Below are 22,693 nucleotides of genomic sequence, written 5' to 3'. Positions count from 1 at the left end.
CCTCAGTGGATGATCTGCTCTTCGACGAGCTCGCGGTAGCGGTTCTCGGGAAGACCGAGCAGTTCCTTGAAAACGAAGTCGTTGTCTCTGCCCATGATGGGGCCGGTCTCTACCCGTGCCGGGGTGCGACTCATCTTCACGTAGGCGCCGTAGATCGTCTCGTCGAAGCCCAGCGGATGCCGGACCGATAGGAAGGTGCCGCGTTCCTGGTAGTGTGGATCATCGAGGAGGTCGGCGACGTTCAGTACCGGTGCGGCGGGGACGCCTTCTCGTTGGAGCCTCTCCGCCAACTCGCGATCGTCGAAGCCGGGAGTCCACGCGGCCAGCTCCTCGTGGATCGCTTCCAGCCGCTCGAGCCTTCCCGCGCCGCTGTCGAGTTCGGGAGCCCGGGCCCATTCGGGCTTGTTCATGGCCCGAACGAGGCCGCGCCATTCTTCGTCCTCGTGCACGGCAATGCTGATCCAGCGATCTTCACCTGCACAGGGGAACACGCCATGAGGCGCAGCCGCGCCGAGGGGGTGCCGGTTGCCCAGCGTCGCTGCCACCCTTCCATTCATCTCGTAGTCCATGAAGGCCGGTCCGACCATCTGCATCACGGCTTCCTGCTGGGAGTAGTCCACGTGCTGGCCTCGACCAGTCCGGTCGCGATGTCGTAGCGCGGTGAGGACGGCAAAGGCGCCCATGATGCCGTTGTACGGGTCCGAGAACGCGTTCTCGACCGGCACCGGCGGGCCGCCGAAGTAGCCGGTCAAGCTGTCGAGGCCTGTCGTGCTGGTCAGGCTGAGGCCGTAGGTTCGGATGTCCTTGAGGGGGCCGAACAAGCCCGCCGCTGGCATCGAGAACATGACGATGTCTTGTTTGACCTTGCGGAGATCGTCGTAGCCGAGGCCGAGCCGGTCGATCACGCCGGGTCCGAAGTTCTCGATCACCACATCCGACTCTGCGACGAGTTGGCGGGCGAGATCTCGGGCCTCTTCGCGTTTGAGGTCGAGTGTCACGCTGCCGTTGCCCGCCCAGCAGGCGTGGTTCGAGAGGCTCCGATCCGGGTCGCGAACACCCCCGGCGAAAGGAGGCAGGGTCCGGAGCAGGTCCACCCGACTACGGGATTCGATCTTGTAGACCTCGGCGCCGAGGAATCCCAGGGTCTGGCCGGTCACCGGGCCTGCCCACACCCAGCCGAAGTTCGCAACGCGGATTCCCTCCAGGGGTAGCGGGGCACCCGCGCCCTTCGTCGCCGGTCCGGAGTCGACCGTGGGTTTCCCGATAGCTACCGCGGGCAAGTCGGCGAGCACATCACTGTTGTGCTGGCCTAGCAGGGGCGCGGCGCGCTCGGGTCCGCCTGGGCAGTCCGGCAGTTTGAAGGGGGCGCCGAGACTGCGGATCCGGCCCAGTTCGGCGTGCTCGAGATCGACGAGATAGCCCCGCTCAGCGAGGTGTGGATGCTGCACCGCTTCGGCCACGTCGAAGACCGCGGTGATCGGGCAACCGGCCTCCTGGCATCGGTCCATGATCTCCTGCTTGCCGTGTTCGCCGGTCCACGCTTCGATCATGGGGTAGATCGCATCGGCGTTCTGGGCACGTGTCGCCATGTCCTGGAACATCTCGAGTTGCATCCAGTCGGGATTCCCCATCACGCTCGCGAGTCCGTTCCACTGGCCGGGCTCGAGCGCCAGCATCCAGACGTGGCCGTCCTTGCACGGTACGATGGTGGCGGGCGCACCCAGCGGCATCCCTACGCCGGTCCGGTGGCCGAACTCCCCGTTCTGGACGTAGGCTCCGATGTTCTGGCCGCCGACGAAGGTCGCGGTGATCGCCTCGGCACAAGACACATCGAGCTGTTGCCCACCCCCCGCCTGCTGTCGGCCGTAGAGCGCTGCCAGTCCCCATGCCGAGGCCGTGGCTGCACCGAAGAAATCCGCGGCGAAGGTGCCGTGCTCGAGCGGTGGGTTTCCCGGCGTCCCGCAATAGCGGTGGCCAGCTGCGGTGAGGTGGAACGCGTTCAGGTCGTAGCCCTTCCACCCGGAATAGGGGCCGGTCTGGCCGAAGGGCGTGATCGAGATCATCACCAGATCCGGGTTCAGGGCCGAGAGCGTGCCGTAGTCGAGGCCCCACTCCTGCATCCGCTGAGGCGCGTTGTCCTCGATCAGGACGTCGGCGCCGGCGATGAGCTGGAGCAAGAGATCCCGTTGGTCGGAACGGGCGATGTCGAGGGTGACGCTGCGCTTGTTGGTGTTGAGGAAGTGGAAGAGGCCGCTCTTCTCGGGGTGGGGTTCGTCGTTCGGGAATGGGCCCCAACATCGGGCGGTGTCGCCCGCGGGAGGCTCCACCTTGATGACGTCGGCTCCGTAGTCGGCGAAGAGCTTTGCGCAGTAGGGCGCCGCCACACGCTGACCCAGCTCGACGACCTTGATTCCCTCGAGAGCCCCCCGGCTCATCTTGCCTCGCTCCGCGTCACGGAAGCTCGCCGGTGACTTCCTCGATGGCGGTGAGGGCTTCCTCGACCAGGTCGAAGACGATCTGGCGGGCCGGCTTCATCGCAGTGACGAAGCCCACGCCCTGACCGGCCGCCTCGGTCATCAAATCCTCCCGGCGGTTGTCGTTGGCACCCTGGATGTAGTCGGAGCTGAGGAGCATCTGATAAGGCGCGGGCAGCACCGGCGGCGCCTCGGGCTTCGCCCACTCTTCGGTCCAGGGGCATTTCAGGGTGCGCATGGTCATGCCCGAAATGCAGCGGGAGTAGGAGGTGTCGTCGGCCGTTGCGGCGAGGAGCTTCTCCTTGACGATCATGTCCACGTCGGATTCCCGTGAGGCAAGCCACAGGGTTCCCGTCCAGACTCCGGAGGCGCCCAGGCACAAGGCGGCTGCCAGGTGACGGCCGGTGGTGATGCCGCCAGCGGCGATGACGGGAATGTCGCCGGCAATGGAGACGACTTCCGGGACGATCGAGAAGGTCCCCATCGCTCCAGTGTGGCCCGCCGCGTCGTATCCCTGGGCGATGACGGCGTCCACGCCGGCTTCGATCTGGCGCTTGGCCTGCCGCGTCTTGCCAATCAGGCCGAAGATCTTGATGTTGCGCTCCCGGGCGGCGTCGAGCATGAAGGCCGGGCTACCCAGGCCCGAGCAGATCACGGGCACGCGCTCTTCGAGCAGTACCTCGAGTTGGCTGCGCGCCATCTCCTGGTTCAGACCGCCCCACTGATGAAGTGCGATCGCCCCCTTGGGATCCGGGACGTCGTACTTCTCCTTGATCTGCTGAGCGAAGGCCCGATGCGTCTCCGGGATGTTCTTCTCCAGATCCTCCAGGCTGCCCGATGATGGAACCGAGGCGGGCAGCACCAGGTCGACTCCGAAGGGCTTGCCGTCCACCCGGTCACGGATCCACTTGATGTCGGCCGAGATCTCGTCCGGCGTGTGCATGGCCTCACCGAGCACCGCAAAGGCGCCGGAGTTGATGACCGAGACCGCGACATCCTTGCAATGGGTGAAGGAGATGATCGGGTACTCGACCTCCAGCATGTCGCATAGCTTCGTTCGCAGCGGATCCTTGGCCATTGGGGGTTCCTCCTCATTCACTTTCGTTAATTCTTGAGAACCGCGGCGGTGGCGTTGCCACCCAGGCCGAGGGTCTGTGCCAGGGCGATCTTTGCGCCGGGGACCTGTCTGGCCCCGGCCTGTTCTCGGAGCTGCCAGGTGAGCTCGCAGATCTGGAACACGCCCATGGCGGTGGTTGCCTCTCCGAAGCAGAGGAAGCCGCCACTGGGGTTGATCGGCAGCTTGCCCGTGGGAAGGGTTTCTCCCTTCTCTACGAGACGCTCTGCCTCACCGGGCTGGCACAGGCCCCAGTCCTCGGGGAAGGCGAGTTCGTAGAAGACAGTGTTGTCCTGCAGCTCCACGAGGTCGAGTTCCGTCGGAGCCACTGCTGCCGACTCCAGCGCCTTGCCCACGGCCAGGCTGGCTTCACTGTGGCAGGTCGGTCCCGCCTGAGGCACCACGGTGCCGAGTCCGCGCGGGAGGCCGTCGTCGAAGCGCGCCGTGGCGACGCTGCTCGATGCCACCCAGACGGGCCGCGAGGTGCGCTTCCGGGCCACGTCTGCAGAGCAGATGACCACGGCGGCCGCGCCGTCGCTCACGGGACAGATTTCGTAGAGCCGCAGCGGGAAGCTCACCATGTTGGAGTTGAGCACGTCCTCCATGCTGAACTCCTGCCGAAAGCGGGCGTTCGTATTGTGCTTGCCGATCTGGTGGGCCTTGACGGCGATCCGGGCCAGATCCTCCTCGCTGGTTCCGAAGTCCTGCATGCGTCGCCGGCAGAGAGCGGCCCAGAAGGCGGGGCCGGGCATGCCCACGCAGAGCTGTCGCAAGTGCTCGGGATCGGTGTCCTCCTCGAGGCCGGAGGTCTGGATGAAGCCCTTGGGCATCTTCTCGCCACCGACGACCAGGACGCAATCGTGCACGCCACTGGCGACCAGGGTCCAACCGATGTTGAACGCATTGCCGCCAGCCGCGCATCCCGCTGAAAGGTTGTAGACGGGAATGCCGGTGGATCCCATCTCTTCGACGACATCGTTGCCGTTGAGGCCCCATCCTTTTCCACCGGAGAAGCGGGAACTCGCTGCGGCGACGGCCTCCACTTCGCGCCATTCCACGCCGGCGTCTGCGAGCGCGGCGTCGGTCGCCACACGGCACATCGAGGTGACGGACCGGTCCGCGAACTTGCCCCAGGGATGCATCCCCACGCCCAGCACTGCTACGTCTCTCATGGCGAGTCCTCTCTCCGACTGCGCGGCTTCAACTGCCGCCCGACTCGAGTGGCTTGAACTTCCAGGTCGTCACGTCGCGTCCCTCGTCATCCTGGTAGATGGGCTCGATCGTGAGTTCCACCTCGGCGTCCAGCTGCAGGGAATCTGGGTCATCGACACTCATGCGCGCGACCACCCGGAGGCCCTCATCGAGATCGACGACGCCCACGGCGTAGGGCGTGTAGGGCTCCTCGTAGCGAGCGGGTAGCGGCGGCGGGTAGTTCTGGATCGCGCAGCTCCAGAGCCGGCCCCTGGGGCCGAAGTCGGCGTCTTCCATTCGGCTCTCGTCGCACACCGGGTTGTGACAGGCGGCCGATCGAGGGAAATAGGGCGTGCTGCACGTCGCGCAACGCGAGCCCAGCAGGCGCGGGCCCGCCGGCGTTTCGGCGAACAGCCCTTCCGTCACGGGAATCTGCTCGTGCGTCGTCATTGCCTTGCCGCCCGGATCAGCTCGGGGAGGATCTCCAAGCAATCGCCCACGAGGCCGTAGCTGGCGTAGCGGAAGATCGCAGCGTCCGGATCCTTGTTGATCGCAACGATCGTCTTGGCGGCCGAGCATCCGGCCATGTGCTGGCTCGCACCCGAGATGCCGGCGGCGAGATACAGAGCCGGCCGGGTGATCTTGCCAGTCAGGCCCACCTGCTGGGAGGAGTCCACCCAGCCCTCGTCCACGATGGGCCGAGATGCGCCGGCCAGCCCGCCGAGCGCCTCGGCGAGTTGCTCGATCAACTTGTAGTTCTCGGGCCCGCCCAGGCCGCGCCCGCCGGAGACGATGATGTCGGCGTCCTCGAGGCGTGGGCCTTCGGTTCGGGCCTGCTCGATCACGCGGATGCGCTCGTTGACTCCGCTGAGGTCGACCTGGATCGATCGACACCCTGGCTGGGTCGGCCCCCCCTCGGCAGGCTCGGGAAGCAGCGCATTGGCGCTGAGCGCCACCACATACGACGCTGCGCCGGACAGCTCGTAGACCATCTGGGTATCGCCACCGTAGGCCGAGGCGGTGGCCTGGAGGCCTCCGCTTTCGCCGACGGAGATGTCGACACCGTTCATCAAGACGCCGGCGCCCACGCGTCCGGCCAGTCGCGGGGCCACGAGACGGGTGTCTGCCGCCTGGCTGAAGAGTATGAGCGCCGGCGACTCCTGCTGGCAGTAGCCAGCGAGGGCATCCACATAGGCGTCCGGTGCGAAACCTTCGAGCGCCGCGTCTTCGATCTGGTCGACGTCGTCCGCGCCGAAGCGTCCGGCCGTCTCCAGGCATTCCTCGGGGAGCGGACCGAGCACCAGCAAGTGGAGCCTTGCTCCTGTGGCGCTTGCCACCTTTCGGCCAAGGGTGAGCGCTTCCTCTGTACCTACAGGGAGTCCTCCCTGGCCCAGGTTCCACATGCACACCACAACCGGTTTCGTTTCCATGACCTTCTTCTCTTCCTTGGCTTGCTGTCGTTTTGCTTCGGGTTCCCGCGCGTCAGCTGATCACGCTCTCCTGTCGCAGGCGCGCGATCAGGGCTTCGGCCAGCGCGGCTGGTGTCTCGCCCGGCAGGAACTCGCAGTCGCCAGAGACGGTCGGGACGAACTGGCGCTGGGCCGCGACCCGGGGTTGGAGCGCCTCCGGGGAGAGGGAGAGACCTTCCGCTGTGATGATCTCGGGCTTCATCCGCCGCGCCGCCATCTTCTTGGCCGCCGTCGGGTAGCGCGGCTCTCCGAGCTCGTTGCTCACGGTGACGACGGCCGGGCAGGACACCTCGACGACTTCGTCACCGTCCGGGGTGACCCGGGTGATCCGAAGCGTGGGTTCGTCGGACGCCGGTGCGAGCTCGATTGCACGCGCGTTGGTCACGAGCGGCATCCCGAGGGCTTCGCAGATCAGAGCGGGTACCACGCCCTGATCATCGTCGGAGGCCTGTCTTCCGCAAAGGACGAGGTCCGCATCGCCGCTCGAGCGAACATAGGCGGCCAGCAACGCTGCGACGACATGGTAGTCGGGCGAGGGCTCTTCCATCGGGAGGGAGGCGATCTCGTCGACCCCAAGGGCTGCGGCGTGCTTCAGGATGGTCGTGGAATCCGGGCCTGCCGAGACCGCACCGATGCGACATTCGGCGCCGGCGTCGCGCAGTCGGAGCGCGGCCTCCAGTGCTTGCTCGTCGAAACCGTTCATCAGACGCGGAATCGTGGTCTGGGTCAGGGACTTTCCGTCCTCACCGATCTCGAGGCGCCCGGCCAGGGCGTAGTTGTTGACCGCATCGGGGTCGAGTACTTCCTTCACGCAGACGACGATTCGCATCTCACTTCTTCCTTTGTCCGCCCGGGAGGCAGTCCGGCAGGGTCCTGCCCTCCGCGTCGATTAGAAACAGGCTTTCGGATTCGCACCACACCGCATCCGCCGGGTAGTCGGGCGGCTTGTGTGAGAGGTCGGTCAGGAGATACCAACGCCAGGGCGGATCGCCGTGGTCGACGTACTCGCCGGTGAGGCTTCCTGCGAATTCCTCCCGGCCGGCGTAGCGCGTGCCCGGAATCATTCCGCCGCCGTCGCATTCCGCACGTGCCCCCGCAAGCGACGGTTCTACGCCGTGACTCGTAGGCATCGCCAATGTTCTCGTCCTCTCCATTCGCGCGCCGGGCTCTCCGACGCGCCGCTAGTAGCCCTTGAATTTCGCCTTGCGCTTCTCCAGAAAGGCACTCGTGCCCTCCCGCGCGTCGGCTGTGTGCGCGGACATGGTCGCGGCCACGGCCTCGTAGTCGATCATCTCGTCCAGTGTCGAGTTGAGGGACTTGTGGATGAAGCGGCGCGCGAGGTCGATGGCGACGCTCGGCCCTTCGGCGAGCGTCTTCGCGTACTCGAGGGCCTTCGGTAGCGCCTGTCCCTCCTCGACGAGCTCGTCGATGAGGCCTTCGCGGTGCGCCTCTTCGGCCTTCAGGCTCCGGCCTGTCTCGACCATCATGAGCGCCGTGGACAATCGCGTGACGCGCGGAAGGAAGTAGGTGATGCCGCAGTCCGGGGCGAAGCCGAGCCGAACCATGGCAGCGCACCAGCGTGTGGTGGTGTCCGCGATGCGGCGGTCGCAGGCGAGAGCGAAGGCGAGGCCGGCGCCAATGACAGGGCCCGAGCAAGCCGCGATCACCGGCTTGTCTACTTCGACGATCATACGGGTGAATTCTCCCAGCGGGCCGGCGGGCGTCTTGCGCTGATAGCGCTCCAGCGGAAGATCCGAGAGCCCCGGCAGGCCGCGATCCTCCGATCCGCCGCTGATCCACTCTGCGTCGCCGCCGGATGAGAAGGCTCTGCCGGCGCCGGTCAGCACCAGGACCCGCACGTCGTCGCGATGCCGCACCTCACGGAAGAGTTCGACGAGATCCCGGCCCAGCTCCCAGCTGATGGCGTTCAAGCGCTCCGGACGATTCAAGGTGACGATGCCGACGCCCTCGTCGACTTCGAAGAGGAGGTGATCCTCGGATGTCATGGTGTTCGCCTTTTCTGTTGCGATGTCACGCCGTCTACGCCTGATGCAGTGCCGCGATGGTTTCTTTGAGCCAGGCCTCATCCCGCCGCAGCTCGGCCGAGAGATCCAGCAGGACGGTCGAGAAGATGTCGGAGCAGCGCTCTCGAATCCGGGGCACCAACTCGTCGCGCGTGCCAACGATGGCCCACTCCTCGAGCATTTCGTCGGTGATCTGGTTCGGCATTTCCTTCCACCCGCCAGCTCGGGACAGCCGGTGGAGCTCCTGGCCGACGCCCTCCCAGCCGTGGAATTCGAGTACGGCGTGGTAGGTAGGCGTGGAGGCATAGAAGGCGATGTGTTGCTTGAGTGCCTGCTTGGCCGCCTCGACGCCGGCCGCGTCGTTGGCGATCGCAAGGAAGGGCGCCCCGATCAGGTCGATCTCGGAAGGCTTACGACCGGCTTTCCTGGCACCGTCCTCGATCGCCGGCAGGACGACCTCCCGCGTGTAGCGGAAGGTGGCAATGGGGTGAAGACGCAGGCCGTCGCCCAATTCACCCGCGAGGCGAGCCATGTAGGGATTGACGGCGGCCAGGTGGATCGGGACGTTTGGATGCTCGATCGGGCCCGGGTTGAAGAAGGGGTTCATCAGCGAGAAGCGGTAATGCTCGCCCTCGAAATCGGGTTTGGCGCCGGTCTGGAAAGTCTCGAACATCGCCTTCACGCAGAGCAGGTACTCGCGTAGACGAGGGCCGGGGGCCTCGGTCCAGTTCGACGCGTAGCGCCGCTCGACGTGGCCCTTCACCTGGGTGCCCAGCCCGAGTTGGAAGCGCCCGCCGGAGAGGTTCTGCAGGTCCCAGGCGAGCTGTGCCGTCACCATGGGGCTGCGCGGAAAGGCGATGGCGACGTTGGTGCCGAGTTGGATGTTCTCGGTGTGCTCCGCCGCGACGACCAACGGAAGAAAAGGGTCATGGCCGGCCTCCGGCGCAGTCAAGCCGTCGAAGCCCAGTTCTTCGCATCGGCGGGCCGCTGCCGCGATGCCCCGGATGTCGGTCATCCCCTGGCCATCACCGGCGTACTGGTCGGTGTCGGGCCCCAGAATCACGGTCTGGACGCGGAAGGCCACGCTCAGTCCTCCGTCGCATCGGTGGCGGCGATGTATCCGAAGGTGGTCGCCGGCCCGATCGTGGCACCAGCTCCGGGATAGCTGCGGCCCATCATGGATGACGAGCAGTTGCCAATCGCGTAGAGCCCCGGGATCACGTCCCCCGCCTCGGTGAGCACGCGTGCCCGAGCGTCGACCGTGAGTCCACCCTTCGTGCCGAGTTCGCCGGGGAAGGCTTCGATCGCGTAGAAGGGGCCTTTCTCGATCGGACCGATGCACGGGTTCGGCTCGACCTTGGCATCGCCGTAGTAGCGGTCGTAGATCGTTTCGCCGCGGCCGAACTCGGGATCCTCCCCCGTGCGGGCGTACTCGTTGTTCCTCGCCACGGACTCCTTGAGCCCCTCGGCGTTCACACCGAGCTGCGCTGCGAGATCATCGAGCGTCTTTGCCTTCTTGAGGTAGCCATTTTCGAAGAGCTTGCGTGCCATCCAGTCCGGGTGTGCGGAGCCCTGCAAGAGCGGGCCACAGATGTAGTTCTTCCGATAGGTGGCGTCGAACACGAAATAGGCCGGTACGCAGGGGGATTCGGGGCTGTCCTTTTCGTACATGGCATTCACGATGTCGAGGTAGGGGGCCGCTTCGTTCGTGAACCGGCGGCCCGCCTTGTCCACCAGGATGCTTCCGGGCAGGGACTTCTCGATCACGAGAAAACGCGCCAGATCCTCGCCAGGGACGACGGTGGTCGGCCCCCACCAGGCGTCGTCCATCAGGTCGACTCCGGCGCCAATCTTCCTGCCCATCTCGATCGCGTCCCCGGTGTTATGCGGGTTGCCGCAGGTCCACTCCTTGCGGGTGGGACCCGGCAGGTACTTCTCGCGCATGGCCTGGTTGCCCTCGAAGCCACCCGCGCCGAGGATCACGCCGCGGGTCGCTCCGATGCGGGTCTGCTGGCCGTCCTTTTCCACAACGACGCCTGTCACGCGTCCATCTTCGACGATCAGCTCGCGTGCGGGCGTCTTCAGCCAGAGCGGGATGTCCCGATCCATCAGCGAGAGGCGAAGCATCCCGATCAGCGCGTTGCCACCCGACGGATTCCGGTCACGCGGAGATCGCAGGCGCCAGCGGAAGTCCGTGAGGTACTTGAGGATGAGCTTCGCGAAGAGCATCATTCCGCCCGGCTGTCCGGTCATGGTCATGCGCGCCTCGACGGCCGTCATCCCGAGACGTCCCAAGATCTGCATCTGCGGGTTCTGGTTGCGCATGTTGACGAAATCTTCGCCCAGCTGGCGGGCGTCGAAGTGCTCCGGTTCGACCGAGCGCCCGCCCGGCTTGCTACCCGGAACCCGGGGATAGTAGTCGCAGTATTCGGGCAGGGAGATGAACTTCGCGCGCGTTCGATCGACGAGGTACTTGAGTGCTTCGGGGCCATTGTCCAGGTAGGCGTTCAGTCGATCGTCGGAAACAGCACCGGCGGTCGTGCCCTTCAGGTAGCTCCAGGCCTCCTCTCGGGTATCCGGAACACCGGCGTCCGCCATCAGGTGGTTGTTCGGGATCCACAGCAGGCAGGACGACATCGCGGAAGAGCCGCCGTAGCGGTCGGTCTTCTCGATCAGGAGCGCGTTGGCCCCCTGGTCGTGAGCCCGCAGAGCCGCCGTCATGGCCCCGGCACCTGAGCCGATGACCAGGACGTCGACAGTGTGATCAAAGCTCGTCGATCTGGCTTCCATCATGACCTCGTTCGTCCCATGTCCCTTCCGGAGCTCGCCGCCCCGGGAGCGGATCACTCGTGATCGTTTTCGCCTTGCCCGTCATGCGGCTGGATTCCCAGCAGGTGACGTGCGACGCCTGCCAACTCGTCCCGATATTGCGCGAGGCGTTCGGCGGGGGGTTCGGTTTCTTGTCCACCTGTCAGGTGCGCTCCGCTGGTCAGCCAGATCGCGGCGCCCGAAAGGATGTTCGCGACATGGACGGCGCTGATCGGGCGGAACTCGCCGTCGCGCTGCCCCTGCTCGATGGCGTCCAGGAAGGCCGCGTACATGGGCGCCGCCAGGCGATCGACCTCGGGGCGCAGCGTATCCTCCGCCGAAGCGACCTCCCGTATGAACAGCCGACCCAACGTGGGGCGCTCTGCAGCGCACTCGAACCACGCCTGGATGACCCGCTCGATCCGCTCGGCGTTGGAGCCTGGCACGCTCACGGACGCCTGGATCTGCTCGGTGAGGGGCCCGAAGGCCGCCTCGAGGACGGCGTCGTAGAGTGCTCTCTTGTCGCGGAAGTGGTAGATGATGGCCGCGCGGGTGATCCCGACGCGCTCCGCGATATCCGCCAGGCGCGCTGCCGCAAAACCGCTGCCGGCGAACTCGGCCTCCGCTGCCGCCAAGATCAGACCCCGGGTCTCTTCGGTGACCTGGGCGGTGCGGCGGGGAGCAGCGGGGGAGCTGACTCTCATGCTAGTAGCTTACTCTTGAGTTAGGATACGTCAAGGCCGGTCGTTGTGCGGCGAGACGAGGAGCTTCGAAGGTCAGGGGGAATTCATGCCGAGCGGGCCCAACGGCGCGCTGAGCGGGCGGCGAGTCCTGGAACTCGCCGGCGAAGAGGGCGCCTACTGCGGAAAGCTGCTGGCGGATCTGGGCGCTGACGTCATCAAGTTGGAGCCCCCCGGCGGCGACCCGAGTCGAGGCACGCCTCCCCGGATCCAGGCCGGGTCCGGTCGCGAGGAGAGCCTCTCCTTCCTCTACATGAACACCAGCAAACGCGGTGTGGCGCTGGACCTGCAGCAGCCGGAGGGACGTGCGCTCTTCGAGAAGCTCGCGAGCAGCGCGGATCTCGTCATCGAGACCCTCGCGCCGGGCACCCTCGAGGGTCTGGGGCTGGGCTATGAGAACCTCCGCCAGGCGAATGCCCGCCTGGTCCTCACTTCGATCTCCGGGTTCGGGCAGACGGGCCCGCATCGGGGCTTCCGCTCCTCGGATCTCGTGGCCAGCGCCCAGGGCGGGGCGATGCATGTCACCGGAGAGGAGGCAGATCCGCCGGTGCGCATGGCTGGCAGCCAGGCGCACGTGGCGGCGGCCACTGTGGCGGCGGCCAGCAGCTTGATTGCCCTGCTCGCTAGTTCGGGGCGCGGCGAGGGGCAGCACGTCGACATCTCCGTACAGGAGGTGGTCGCCTCGGTCTCGCACATTTGCGGCGTCGGGAAGTGGCTCGACGACGGGATCGTCTCCAAGCGCCAGGGAACCGGCCTGTTCGCCTCGGTCCCCTCCGGTGCCTATCCGTGCAGGGACGGAAGCATCTACCTGATGGTGAATCGACCGCTGCACTGGACCGCCCTGGCGGAGTGGGTCCACGAGGTGACCGGCAACGAGGAGATCCTCGATCCGATGTTCGAGGGGCCTTCTTCGAATCGGTTGCCCTACCGCGAGTTCCTGGATTTGTTCATTTCGGATCTGATGTCGCGACTCCGCGTCGAGGAGGCCTACCGCGAGGGACAGAACCGGCACATCGCCGTTACGCCCGTTCATTCCGCCGCTGCGGTGGCGAAGGATCCCCATCTCGCCTCGCGGGGGTTCTTCGAGGAGGTCGACCATCCAACCGTGGGTCGTCTTACCTATCCGGGCGCGCCCTATCGGCACTCCGAGACGCCGTGGCGCATCTACCGCCCAGCCCCGTCTCCGGGGCAGCACAACCGGGAGGTCTACTGCGACGAACTCGGCCTCTCCGAGGCGAAGTTGCGAACGCTCCAGGCCGGAGGCGTGATCTGATGTCCCAGGGCGATCGACCCTCGAACGAGCCGCGCCAGGCGCTTGCAGGTCTGCGCGTCGTCGAGTTCTCCGCCGCCATGGCGGGTCCGTGGATCGGCCGATTCCTGGCCTGGTGCGGTGCCGAGGTGATCCGGGTGGAATCCAGGAAACGTCCCGACGTGGTGCGGCTCTACGTTCCGCCCTGGGATCGCGAGCTGGGCATCCAGCCGCGGCTGTCGCCCTGGTTCACCGATTGGAACGCGGGGAAACGCTTCGTGACCCTGGATCTCCGCCAGCCTCTCGCTGTGGAATTGGCCAAGCGCCTCGTAGCTCGCAGCGACATCGCGATCGAGAACTACAGCGCAGGTGTCATGGACAAGCTCGGGCTGGGCTATGAAGAACTCCAGCAAGGGAATGGCGAGCTCGTCATGCTCAGTTCGTCTGGCTTTGGCGATACGGGCCCGTGCAGACGCTACGTGACCTGGGGGCCTAACATCGAGGCCCTGTCGGGAATGAGCCGACTCTCCGGATTCCCCTCCCGGGAGTGCACGCTGACCCAGTACGCGTACCCCGACGCGATCAGCGCCCTGCATGGATTGGTCGCCGTGCTGGCCGCCCTCGACCATCGGCGTCGGGGGGGCGGAGGGCAGTACATCAACCTCTCCCAATACGAGGCGACCGTGGCCGGCTTCGGTCACGTGATGATGGAGTATCTCGCCCTGGGCCAGGAACCGGAGAGGATGGGCAATCGCTCCCGGAGTGCCGCGCCCCATGGCTGCTACCCGTGTCGCGGCGAGGATCGCTGGTGCGCCATCTCTGTTGCGACGGACTCCGAATGGGAGCACCTCTGCCGCGTGTTGGGCAAGCCGGAGTGGCAGAGCGAGCCGCGCTTCGCGTCGCTCGCCGCACGGATGGAGCATGCCCAGGCGCTGGACGACGTGATCGCCGCACGCACCCGCGTGCGCAAGGACTACGAGTTGATGACTGCGCTCCAGGAGGCCGGAGTTGCGGCCGGCGTGGTCCAGAACGTAGAGGACCTGGCCCGGCACGATGCGCACCTTGCTGCCCGAGACTTCTTCGAGCAGATCGAGCACATGGCGAAGGGGGTGGTGACGGCCACCGGCATTCCGCTCGGCTTGAGAGGAACGCCAGGGCACAGTGGAAGGGCAGGCGCCGGAGTAGGCGAGGACAACGATTTCGTCTTTGGCTCGCTGCTCGGCATGACGCCAGACGAGGTCGAGCGGGCCGTGGCGGCTGGCGCCATCGAGCCCGCGGATGAACCCTGATCTCCCATTCTTTATGGGGCTGTTGACGAACTTGTAGGGTGAAATCTCAACTTTGACCTTGCATTAAACTTGGATCGTCATCTAAGATTGTGATTGTCTCGATGGTGCAGGGGCAATCGTGTCGGAAACCGCCAGTGAAGGACGCCGCGAGCGAAAGAAGCGCCAGTTGCGTCTCCATATCTACGAGACGGCGCGCCAGCTCTTCCTGAAGAACGGCTACGACGCGACGACCGTGGCGCAGATCGCCGAGACGGCGGATGTCGCGCCGGCCACCTTCTTCAACCACTTCGACAACAAGTCCGCCGTCCTCGCCGAGATGACGAGCGAGGTCTCCGAGCACCTCCTGACCCTCGTCGATCAGCAGCTCAAGCGCCCCGTCTCGGCCTCCGAGCGCATCCAGGGCTTCGCCGGGGCCGTGGCCACGGATGTTTCCGAAGCCCGTGGCCTCGCGCGGGAGGTCCTGCTCGAACTCATGCGGGGCCGCACGCGCCCCGGAGAGGATGCTCCCTATCTATCCGCGGTCCACGAGCCCTTCGCCGTGGTGATCCGCGAGGGGCAGGCCGCCGGCGAGGTGCGCACGGATCTCGAGGCGACCTTCCTGGCCGAGATGGCCCTTGGCGCGTTGAACGTGGCGCTCGGGCACTGGATGAACGACCCGGAGTTTCCGCTCGAAGAGTGGATTTGCCAGGCCGCCGCGTTCGTCTGTGAAGCGATCGAGCCACGCACTCCCCGACGGAACCCCAAGAGAGGGGATTCGTCGCGCTGACGAGGAGAACTCGACATGCGAGCCCACCACGTCCCTTCCGCCGAACTCGAGGTGCTCCTCGATCCGGACGCAACCGCGTGGAAGAGCGCGGGCGGCGAGGAGCTGAAGCTCGAGGGAACACCCCTCGGCATGCAGCTCACCGCTCACATCCGCGCAGCGTGGGCGGGTCGGAAGATCGGCTCCGTCGAGCAGGTTTCCGTCGCAGCGGTTCACGATGGGCAGGTTCTCGCCTTTCGCCTCGAATGGAGCGCAGCCAACGGGGGCGTGGAACCCAGCGACAATCACGAGTTTCCGGACGGGGCGGCCGTGGTTCTGCCGAGCAGCCCAGAGGCTCCGATCATCACGATGGGAGCTCCCGGCGTGGCGGTGAATGCCTGGTACTGGCGGGCCGACGGCGAGGGCGCCCGGCACGTCGTCGCCGAGGGCCTCGGCTCGAGTCGCACCCTTGACGTCGAACTCGTGCGGGGCCGGGGAGCCTGGAAGGACGGACGTTGGCGGGTGGTGATCGCCCGTGCCTTGCGCGTCGATACGCCGGAGCCCATCGCACAGCTCGAGCCCGGTACCGAAACGGGTTTCGGCGTTGCGGTGTGGGATGGGACTCAAGGCGAGCGGGCCGGGATCAAGGCCTTCTCCGGACCACTTTGGCTGGAACTCCAACTCGACGCCGTTCCCGAGACCACGAGGTAAGTCATGGACAAGCCCGACCGTCAACTCGCAATGGTGATGGACCTGAACAAGTGCATCGGCTGCCAGACCTGCACGATCGCCTGCAAGCGGCTCTGGACCCGCGACGAGGGCATGGACTACCAGTGGTGGAACACGGTCAATACCATGCCGGGTCGCGGTACACCGCGAGACTGGGAGCAGATGGGCGGGGGCTTTCAAGACGGCAAAGCCCGGCCGGGAAAGCTTCCGTCGCGACGCGATTTCGGTGAGGCCTGGGAGTTCAACCACGAGGAGGTCTTCCACGGCGGCAAGGGCGATTCCGTTCACCTGCAGGTGAAGGGCGAGGAGCCGGATTGGGGCCCGAACTGGGATGAGGATCAGGGCGCGGGCGAATACCCCAACGCCTACTACTTCTACCTGCCCCGGATCTGCAATCACTGTACGCATCCCGCCTGCCTGGAAGCCTGCCCCCGCAAGGCGATCGAGAAGCGGCAGGAGGACGGCGTCGTCCTGATCAACGAGGACCGCTGCCGCGGATACCGCTTCTGCATGGAGGCCTGCCCTTACAAGAAGATCTATTTCAACCACGCGGAGAAGGTCTCCCAGAAGTGCATCTTCTGTTTTCCGCGCATCGAGCAGGGCGTGGCCAATGCGTGCGCTCGGCAGTGTCCGGGTCGCGTCCGCTTCGTCGGCTATCGCGACGACGAGGAAGGCCCGATCTGGAAGCTCGTCGACAAGTGGAAGGCTGCTCTTCCCCTGCATCCGGAGTACGGCACGGATCCGAACGTCTTCTACGTGCCTCCTCTGGCACCACCTCGCTTCGATGAGAAGGGTGACGTCGACGAATCGAAGCCGCGAATTCCGGATGAATACCTGGTGTCGCTCTTCGGCCCGAAGGTTCTGGATGTTCTCGCGTTGATGAAATCGGAGATGGCGAAGACCCGGGCGGGCGAGAAGTCCGAGCTGATGGATCTGCTGATCGCCTACCGCTGGAAGGACATGTTTGGCGGCTTCGATCGCGATCCGGCGACGATCGAATGGGTCAAGAGCTGAAACACCGGGCCGGCATCAGCCGGCGCCGGTTCCTGATCGCCGGTACAGCGGGTACCGCGAGCCTCGCCCTGGGGCTTCGCTGCCTCAAACCCGGCGACGCCCCGGCCCCGGCCGGTTCGCCCGGTGCGCCGGCGCCGCCTCCCTACGGCGACTGGCGCGATGTCTACCAGGAACGCTGGCGCTGGGACAAGGTGGTCCGAAGCAGCCACTTCGTGAACTGCTGGTACCAGGCCCACTGCGCCTGGAACGTGTACGTAAAGGAGGGAATGGTCTGGCGTGAAGAGCAGGTGGCCGACTATCCCCAGACGAACGCCTCCGTGCCGGACCCGAATCCCCGCGGCTGCCAGAAGGGGGCCTGCTTCAGCGAACGCATGTACGACCCCGGGCGGGTTCGCCATCCACTGAAGCGCGTGGGGCCGCGCGGATCCGGCCGGTGGAAGCGGATCTCCTGGGAGCAGGCCACCGATGAGGTGGCGGACGCCATGCTCGACACGATCGAGCAAGACGGCTCGGACCGCGTGATCTGGGAGTTGGGTCCCCTGTATACCGAGGGCACGATGACCGCGGGGCATCAGCGTCTCTCGGTGTTGATGGACTCCACCAACCTGGACATGAACACCGAGATCGGTGACGGGCATCGGGGTGCGGCCGAGACCTTCGGGAAGATCTCCTTCGAGCGATCGGCCGACGACTACTTCTACTCGGATCTGATCCTGATCTGGGGGAGCAATCCTCTCTACACCCAGATTCCCAATGCCCACTACCTAACGGAGGCGCGCTACAAGGGCGCCCGCGTCGTCTGCATCGCACCCGACTACAGCGCCTCGTCGATCCACTCCGATTTCTTCGTACCCGTGGAACCCGGCACCGACGCGGCGCTCGGTCTCTCCGTCGCCCAGGTGCTCGTCGAGGAAGAATTGATCGACCGGGACTTCCTGGTCGAGCAGACCGATTTCCCGATGCTCGTGCGTGATGATACGCGCCGCCTGCTTCGCACGGCCGATCTGGAGGAGAGCGGAAGCGACGAAGAGCTCTACCTCTGGGACCGGGAGCGGGGAGCGGTGGCTGCGCCGAGAAGGAGCCTGCGCCTCGATGGGCTCCACCCGGAGCTGGAAGGTCGTTTCGAGGTAACGCTGAAGGACGGCAGTCGGGTCGGTGTCTCGACGGTCTTCTCGCTGTTTCGCGAGCGCCTCGCGGGCTTCCGTCCGGAAGACGCCTCGAAGATCTGCGGGACGCCGCCTGCGCTCATCCGCAAGCTCGCCCTTCAGCTTGGACACGCAAAATCAGCGGCCATGGTCACCACCAGCAACATGGCGAAGTACTACCACGGCAACCTGATGGAGCGCGTGCAGGCCCTGGTCTTCGTACTCACGGGCAACTACGGCAAGAAGGGCAGTGGCTTCGTCGGCTTCCCCTGGCTCGATCACGATTCCATCGAGCCCTTCGTGCGCGACATGTTCTCGCTCTCGGACATGATGAACACGACGGCCCTCAAGATCATCGGGGGCATGGTCGTCGATACGGCGCGCATGAAGCTCGACGGCTACAGCGAGGAGATGATCGTCCACGAGCACAGCCGCAGCGTGATCTCCGAAGGAAGAATGACCTCGGGGGCGATGTTCTGGTACGTGCACGGGGGCCTGCTCGGTGCGAGCGAGAAGTTCGACCAGTGGGATCCCTACCTGAAGCGGCCGGTGCGGGAGGTGCTCGAGGAATCCCTGGAGAAGGAGTGGCAGTACGTCTGGCCGAAACCCGGGAACGATCCCAGGATGATGTTGGTCATGGGGAGCAACCCGCTTCGCAGGATCCGGAGCTACCCGCGAATCCTGGAGCACCTCTGGCCGAAGCTACACACGGTCGTGACGCTCGATTTCCGCATGACGTCGACCGCGCTCCAGTCCGACTACGTGCTTCCGGCGGCCGGCTGGTACGAGCGAAGCGAGCACAAGTGGGCGACTCCGCTGATGCCCTACATCCACTCCGGCGAGAAGGCGACTTCCTACTACGAGGCGAAGTCCGATTGGGAGATCATCTCCCGCCTGGCCAAGGCCGTCGACGAGCGGGCGAAGGCCCGGGGAACGGAGAGCTTCGTCGACCGTCGGGGAGACGAGAGGCCACTCCACAACCTCTACGACAAGTACTCCCAGGGCGGTCGCTTCGGCCCCACCGACGACGAAGAGGTCTGCGCGGACCTGCTGGACAAAGCCACCAATCTCGGCGGCTTGAAATGGCCCGAGCTGAAGAAGAAGGGTTTCGCGCGCTTCGAGGGAATCGGGAAGAGCCCTGGGAGCGTCGGCAACGCCACGTCGATCCCGGCTGACGACACCATTACGCCCCTGACCGATCACGTATTCGACAAGGTGCCGTATCTCACGCTCTCACGGCGCATGCAGTTCTACCTCGACCAGGAGCTGTACCTCGAGATGGGCGAGGAACTCCCGGTGCACAAGGATCCTCCGATGGCGGGTGGGAACTACCCGCTGATGCTCACCGGCGGCCACGCCCGTTGGAGCATCCACTCGAGCTGGCGGGATGACAAGCTGATGCTCCAGCAGCAGCGGGGCGAGCCGGTGATCATCATCGGTACCGAAGACGCGGTGGATCGAGGGATTCGCGACGGGGTGCAGGTTCGCGTCTTCAACGATCTCGACGAGTTCCAGATCATGGCGAAGGTGACACCGGGCGTCCGCAAGGGGCAGCTGATCGTGTACCACGCGTGGGAGAACTTCCAGTTCAAGAACGGCAAGGGCTTCCAGAATCTGATTCCGAGCCCGCTCAACCCGGTCGAACTCGCCGGAGGGCAGTACCACTTGCGCCCCATGGTAATCGCCTTGCAGCCGAGCCACACCGATCGCGACACGCGCGTGGAGGTCGAGACCCTATGAGTGATGCAGTTTCCCGAGGGATGTCGAGGCGGAAGTTCATGGTGGGGACCGGAGTCGGCGCGGCAGCCGTGGGTCTTGGCCTTTGTCATTTGCGTCAGCGAGAGGGCAGCGAACTACCGATGGGCCCTGCGCCCGAGCCGAGGTCGCCCGTCGATGTCGTTCAGTACGGCGACTACACCGATGTCTGGCGCGAGCGTTGGACCTGGGACCGCGTTGCCAAGGGGACCCATACTCGGGCCAACTGCATCGCCGCGTGCTCGTGGGATGTGTTCGTCAAGGACGGAATTGCGTGGCGCGAGGAGCAGCATGCTGTCTATGAGGCGCCGCGCGACGACGTGCCCGACGGCAATCCCCGCGGTTGCCAGAAGGGCGCCTGCTACACGGATCTGCAACTGGCCAGTTCCCGCGTGGTCCATCCGCTCAAACGGGTCGGGCCGCGCGGGCAGGGCAAGTGGAAACGGATCTCCTGGGATCAGGCCCTGGACGAGATTTCGGACAAGTTGATCGATGCGGCGATCGACCAGGGCACCGAGTCGATCATCTACGACCACGGCACCACCAACGCGGGCTACGGCCCGGAGACTGCCGGTGAGATTCGCTTCACCGAGGCGGTCGGTGCCACGATTCTGGACTCCTGGTCCGGTGTGGGTGACATGCCCATGGGCGCGGTGCAGACCTGGGGAATGTACAACTGCGAGGGAACCTCGGACGATTGGTTCCGCTCCGACTACATCGTGGTCTGGGTGGGGAACCCGGCCTACACGCGTATCCCCGAGATCCACTTCATGCACGAGGCGCGCTACAAGGGCGCCAAGCTCGTGGTGATCGCGCCGGACTACAACGCGACCAGTGTGCACGCGGACCTGTGGATCAACCCGAAGCCCGAGACGGATGCTGCGCTCGGCCTCGCGGCGGCGCAGGTCATCGTTGCGGAGGACCGATACAACGAGGAGTACGTACGTGAGCAGACGGATCTCCCGTTGCTCATTCGGCGGGACGATGGGCGCTTCCTGCGTCACGCGGACCTCGAGAAGGGTGGCGACGACAGCCGCTTCTACGTCTGGGACGAAGCCAAGGGCAAACTGGCCGTGGCTCCGGGTTGTGCCGGCGACGGGGAAGGAGGGCGCTCGCTGGCGCTCGGCAAGTTGCGTCCGGCGCTGGCAGGGAGCTTCAAGGTTCGCCTGGCTGATGGACAAGAGGTGGAGGTGCGGCCGGTCTTCGAGCAACTTCGAGAACGGTTGGCCGAATACACGCCGGACAAAGCGGCCGAGATCACCGGGCTCCCGCCCGCGTTGATCCAACGCTTCGCGCGAGATCTGGCAGATGCTCCGACCGCGATGATCTTCGCATCGTGGGGTGCCTGCAAGCATCACCACAGCGATCTCTTCCAGCGGGCGATGATCCTGCTCATGGCGCTCACGGGAAACCAGGGAAAGCCCGGCGGCGGCCTGCGGGTGGCGGCTTGGTGGGGCCTGGATGGACTCGATCGCATGGGCGGGGCGCCTCCGGGAATCCTGGACATCGTGAAGATCCTGCCGAAAGCCATTCGTGGACTCACCCCGCGTGACTACGAGGACATCTTCACCGAGTACAGCGAGAAGGCACCCAATACTCCGCTGATGCCGTTCCTCTACGTCCACGGCGGCTACCGCGAGATGTGGTCGCGCCCGGATCTCGCCGACCCCGCGCTGCCCCGGCCCTTCGACGACTACGTGCGCCAGTCGATCGACCAGGGCTGGACCCGGATCCATCCGCCGGAGGACCGGGAGCCGCGCGCGCTGATCTTCACCGGCTCGAACCCGTTGCGGCGCTGGCCTGCGCCGCAGCATGCGCTCAAACATCTGTGGCCGAAGCTCGATCTCACGGTGGCCGTGAACTTCAGGATGAGCACGACCGCTCGCTTCGCCGACTATGTGCTGCCTGCAGCCGCTTACTATGAGAAGCATGGCATCAAGTACGCCCAGACGTATCTGCCCTACATCGTGGTCTCCGACAAGGCCACCGAGCCCGAGGGCGAAGCCAAGTCTGAGTGGGAGATCTTTGGTCTTCTTTCCGAGCGCGTGGCTGCCCGTGCGACCGAACGCGGGGTGAAGAGCGTCCGTGGACTCCACGATCGTCCTCACGATCTCACCCAGGCCTACGAGGTCTACACCACCGATCGGCACTACGATCCCCATGATCCCGAAGATCCGATCAAGCTGATGGACGATATCTTCAAGGCGAGCCCGAGCGTCGGAGGCGTCCGTGCGAAGGAGGCACTACGTCTGGGCGCGGTCCCGATCACCGGGCCCGCACGGCCCACACCGATCTATGCGACGAGCAGCGACTTCGACCCGAAGGACACCCACTGGCCCCACCGCTGGTTCGTCGAGGACAAGGTGGCCTGGCCTACGCTGACCGGGCGCCAGCAGTTCTATCTGGATCACCCCTGGTACATGGAGGCCGGTGAGCACCTGCCCGTTCACAAGGATCCGCCGAGTGCGGGAAGCCCCTACCCGCTGCGCATCAACGGGGGCCATACCCGCTGGAGCATTCACGCGATCTGGCGGGATCACGAGTTGATGCTGCGCCTCCAGCGAGGGGAGCCGGTCTGCTTCCTGAGTCCCACGGATTGCGAGCCGCGCGGAATCGCCGACAGTGACGGGGTGCGGGTGTTCAATGATGCAGGCGCCTTCGAGGCCAACGCCAAGGTGGCGCCCGGGGTGCAGCCGGGCGAGGTGATCATCTACCACGCCTGGGAACCCCATCAGTTCAAGGGCTGGAAAGGCCAACAGGAACCGGTCGAGGCTCCCTGGAAGCCGATCCACATGGCAGGGGGATACGGGCACATCCACTATCGGATGTTCTACGGTTCTCCAAGTCACGCGCCACGCGGAGCGCCCGTTGAGGTGGAGCGGCTTCCCGCCGGGAAAGAGATAAGTACGCTGCCGCCGTCCAAGGCGTCGGTGCATTCGTGAAGCGAGGA

The 22,693-nt window shown here is 65.6% G+C and carries 18 protein-coding genes; 7 read left to right on the top strand and 11 right to left on the bottom strand.

Features of this window, described 5'->3' with window-relative positions:
* Nucleotides 1-2: 2 nt before the first annotated feature.
* The 11 genes from GY937_06690 to GY937_06640 are packed head-to-tail and all read right to left on the bottom strand — an operon-like array spanning nt 3 to nt 11,784.
* Nucleotides 3-2,435, bottom strand: a complete 2,433-nt coding sequence (locus GY937_06690; GenBank protein MCP5056400.1) for a CoA transferase — start codon at nt 2,433-2,435, stop codon at nt 3-5.
* Between the two features lie 16 nt (nt 2,436-2,451).
* Entirely contained in the window at nt 2,452-3,552 is a 1,101-nt protein-coding gene (locus GY937_06685; GenBank protein MCP5056399.1) for a nitronate monooxygenase, read from the bottom strand.
* A 26-nt stretch (nt 3,553-3,578) separates the two neighbouring features.
* Nucleotides 3,579-4,760: a transporter gene (locus tag GY937_06680; protein MCP5056398.1), complete on the bottom strand. Its 1,182-nt coding sequence runs from the start codon at nt 4,758-4,760 to the stop codon at nt 3,579-3,581.
* 28 nt (nt 4,761-4,788) lie between these two features.
* Nucleotides 4,789-5,229, bottom strand: coding sequence for a hypothetical protein (locus tag GY937_06675; protein MCP5056397.1), 441 nt, complete (start codon nt 5,227-5,229; stop codon nt 4,789-4,791).
* Nucleotides 5,226-6,209 (bottom strand): electron transfer flavoprotein subunit alpha/FixB family protein, encoded by a 984-nt coding sequence (locus tag GY937_06670; GenBank protein ID MCP5056396.1) that lies wholly within the window; start codon nt 6,207-6,209, stop codon nt 5,226-5,228. Before GY937_06670 ends, GY937_06675 begins: the two co-directional genes overlap by 4 nt.
* Nucleotides 6,210-6,261: 52 nt before the next feature.
* Nucleotides 6,262-7,077, bottom strand: coding sequence for an electron transfer flavoprotein subunit beta/FixA family protein (locus GY937_06665; GenBank protein MCP5056395.1), 816 nt, complete (start codon nt 7,075-7,077; stop codon nt 6,262-6,264).
* A 1-nt stretch (nt 7,078) separates the two neighbouring features.
* Entirely contained in the window at nt 7,079-7,378 is a 300-nt protein-coding gene (locus GY937_06660; protein ID MCP5056394.1) for a hypothetical protein, read from the bottom strand.
* 51 nt (nt 7,379-7,429) lie between these two features.
* A complete protein-coding gene (locus tag GY937_06655; protein ID MCP5056393.1) occupies nt 7,430-8,254 on the bottom strand; it encodes a hypothetical protein in 825 nt (274 codons plus the stop codon).
* A 34-nt stretch (nt 8,255-8,288) separates the two neighbouring features.
* Nucleotides 8,289-9,356 (bottom strand): TIGR03617 family F420-dependent LLM class oxidoreductase, encoded by a 1,068-nt coding sequence (locus GY937_06650; GenBank protein MCP5056392.1) that lies wholly within the window; start codon nt 9,354-9,356, stop codon nt 8,289-8,291.
* A gap of 2 nt (nt 9,357-9,358) precedes the next feature.
* A complete protein-coding gene (locus GY937_06645) occupies nt 9,359-11,119 on the bottom strand; it encodes an FAD-binding protein (protein MCP5056391.1) in 1,761 nt (586 codons plus the stop codon).
* The gene (locus tag GY937_06640; protein ID MCP5056390.1) at nt 11,116-11,784 is read right to left on the bottom strand and encodes a TetR/AcrR family transcriptional regulator; all 669 of its coding nucleotides are present in this window, start codon (nt 11,782-11,784) and stop codon (nt 11,116-11,118) included. The genes GY937_06645 and GY937_06640 overlap by 4 nt, the downstream gene beginning before the upstream one ends.
* Nucleotides 11,785-11,869: 85 nt before the next feature.
* On the opposite strand from GY937_06640, the gene GY937_06635 reads away from it, so the two are divergent.
* The 7 genes from GY937_06635 to GY937_06605 all read left to right on the top strand — a co-directional run bounded on the left by GY937_06635 (nt 11,870) and on the right by GY937_06605 (nt 22,685).
* Entirely contained in the window at nt 11,870-13,093 is a 1,224-nt protein-coding gene (locus GY937_06635; GenBank protein MCP5056389.1) for a CoA transferase, read from the top strand.
* On the top strand, nt 13,093-14,358 hold the full coding sequence (locus tag GY937_06630; protein ID MCP5056388.1) for a CoA transferase: 1,266 nt from the start codon (nt 13,093-13,095) through the stop codon (nt 14,356-14,358). The genes GY937_06635 and GY937_06630 overlap by 1 nt, the downstream gene beginning before the upstream one ends.
* A gap of 118 nt (nt 14,359-14,476) precedes the next feature.
* On the top strand, nt 14,477-15,124 hold the full coding sequence (locus tag GY937_06625) for a TetR/AcrR family transcriptional regulator (protein ID MCP5056387.1): 648 nt from the start codon (nt 14,477-14,479) through the stop codon (nt 15,122-15,124).
* 15 nt (nt 15,125-15,139) lie between these two features.
* Nucleotides 15,140-15,811, top strand: coding sequence for a hypothetical protein (locus GY937_06620; protein MCP5056386.1), 672 nt, complete (start codon nt 15,140-15,142; stop codon nt 15,809-15,811).
* A gap of 30 nt (nt 15,812-15,841) precedes the next feature.
* A complete protein-coding gene (locus GY937_06615; GenBank protein ID MCP5056385.1) occupies nt 15,842-16,843 on the top strand; it encodes a respiratory nitrate reductase subunit beta in 1,002 nt (333 codons plus the stop codon).
* Nucleotides 16,828-19,728, top strand: coding sequence for a molybdopterin-dependent oxidoreductase (locus GY937_06610; protein ID MCP5056384.1), 2,901 nt, complete (start codon nt 16,828-16,830; stop codon nt 19,726-19,728). The genes GY937_06615 and GY937_06610 overlap by 16 nt, the downstream gene beginning before the upstream one ends.
* Nucleotides 19,725-22,685 (top strand): molybdopterin-dependent oxidoreductase, encoded by a 2,961-nt coding sequence (locus GY937_06605; GenBank protein MCP5056383.1) that lies wholly within the window; start codon nt 19,725-19,727, stop codon nt 22,683-22,685. Before GY937_06610 ends, GY937_06605 begins: the two co-directional genes overlap by 4 nt.
* The last annotated feature ends 8 nt before the right edge of the window (nt 22,686-22,693 follow it).

It is taken from the genome of bacterium (genome assembly GCA_024228115.1).
Classification (GTDB): Bacteria; Myxococcota_A; UBA9160; order UBA9160; family UBA6930.
This window is presented reverse-complemented; position numbering and strand designations above follow the sequence as displayed.

What these genes read in the sequence shown, in the direction of transcription:
- GY937_06620 (MCP5056386.1), top strand. Translation starts at nt 15,140, where the DNA reads ATGCGAGCCCACCACGTCCCTTCCGCCGAACTCGAGGTGCTCCTCGAT.
- GY937_06635 (MCP5056389.1), top strand. Translation starts at nt 11,870, where the DNA reads ATGCCGAGCGGGCCCAACGGCGCGCTGAGCGGGCGGCGAGTCCTGGAA.
- GY937_06630 (MCP5056388.1), top strand. Translation starts at nt 13,093, where the DNA reads ATGTCCCAGGGCGATCGACCCTCGAACGAGCCGCGCCAGGCGCTTGCA.
- GY937_06685 (MCP5056399.1), bottom strand. Translation starts at nt 3,552, where the DNA reads ATGGCCAAGGATCCGCTGCGAACGAAGCTATGCGACATGCTGGAGGTC.
- GY937_06640 (MCP5056390.1), bottom strand. Translation starts at nt 11,784, where the DNA reads ATGAGAGTCAGCTCCCCCGCTGCTCCCCGCCGCACCGCCCAGGTCACC.
- GY937_06665 (MCP5056395.1), bottom strand. Translation starts at nt 7,077, where the DNA reads ATGCGAATCGTCGTCTGCGTGAAGGAAGTACTCGACCCCGATGCGGTC.
- GY937_06615 (MCP5056385.1), top strand. Translation starts at nt 15,842, where the DNA reads ATGGTGATGGACCTGAACAAGTGCATCGGCTGCCAGACCTGCACGATC.
- GY937_06675 (MCP5056397.1), bottom strand. Translation starts at nt 5,229, where the DNA reads ATGACGACGCACGAGCAGATTCCCGTGACGGAAGGGCTGTTCGCCGAA.
- GY937_06670 (MCP5056396.1), bottom strand. Translation starts at nt 6,209, where the DNA reads ATGGAAACGAAACCGGTTGTGGTGTGCATGTGGAACCTGGGCCAGGGA.
- GY937_06690 (MCP5056400.1), bottom strand. Translation starts at nt 2,435, where the DNA reads ATGAGCCGGGGGGCTCTCGAGGGAATCAAGGTCGTCGAGCTGGGTCAG.
- GY937_06680 (MCP5056398.1), bottom strand. Translation starts at nt 4,760, where the DNA reads ATGAGAGACGTAGCAGTGCTGGGCGTGGGGATGCATCCCTGGGGCAAG.
- GY937_06610 (MCP5056384.1), top strand. Translation starts at nt 16,828, where the DNA reads ATGGGTCAAGAGCTGAAACACCGGGCCGGCATCAGCCGGCGCCGGTTC.
- GY937_06655 (MCP5056393.1), bottom strand. Translation starts at nt 8,254, where the DNA reads ATGACATCCGAGGATCACCTCCTCTTCGAAGTCGACGAGGGCGTCGGC.
- GY937_06660 (MCP5056394.1), bottom strand. Translation starts at nt 7,378, where the DNA reads ATGCCTACGAGTCACGGCGTAGAACCGTCGCTTGCGGGGGCACGTGCG.
- GY937_06605 (MCP5056383.1), top strand. Translation starts at nt 19,725, where the DNA reads ATGAGTGATGCAGTTTCCCGAGGGATGTCGAGGCGGAAGTTCATGGTG.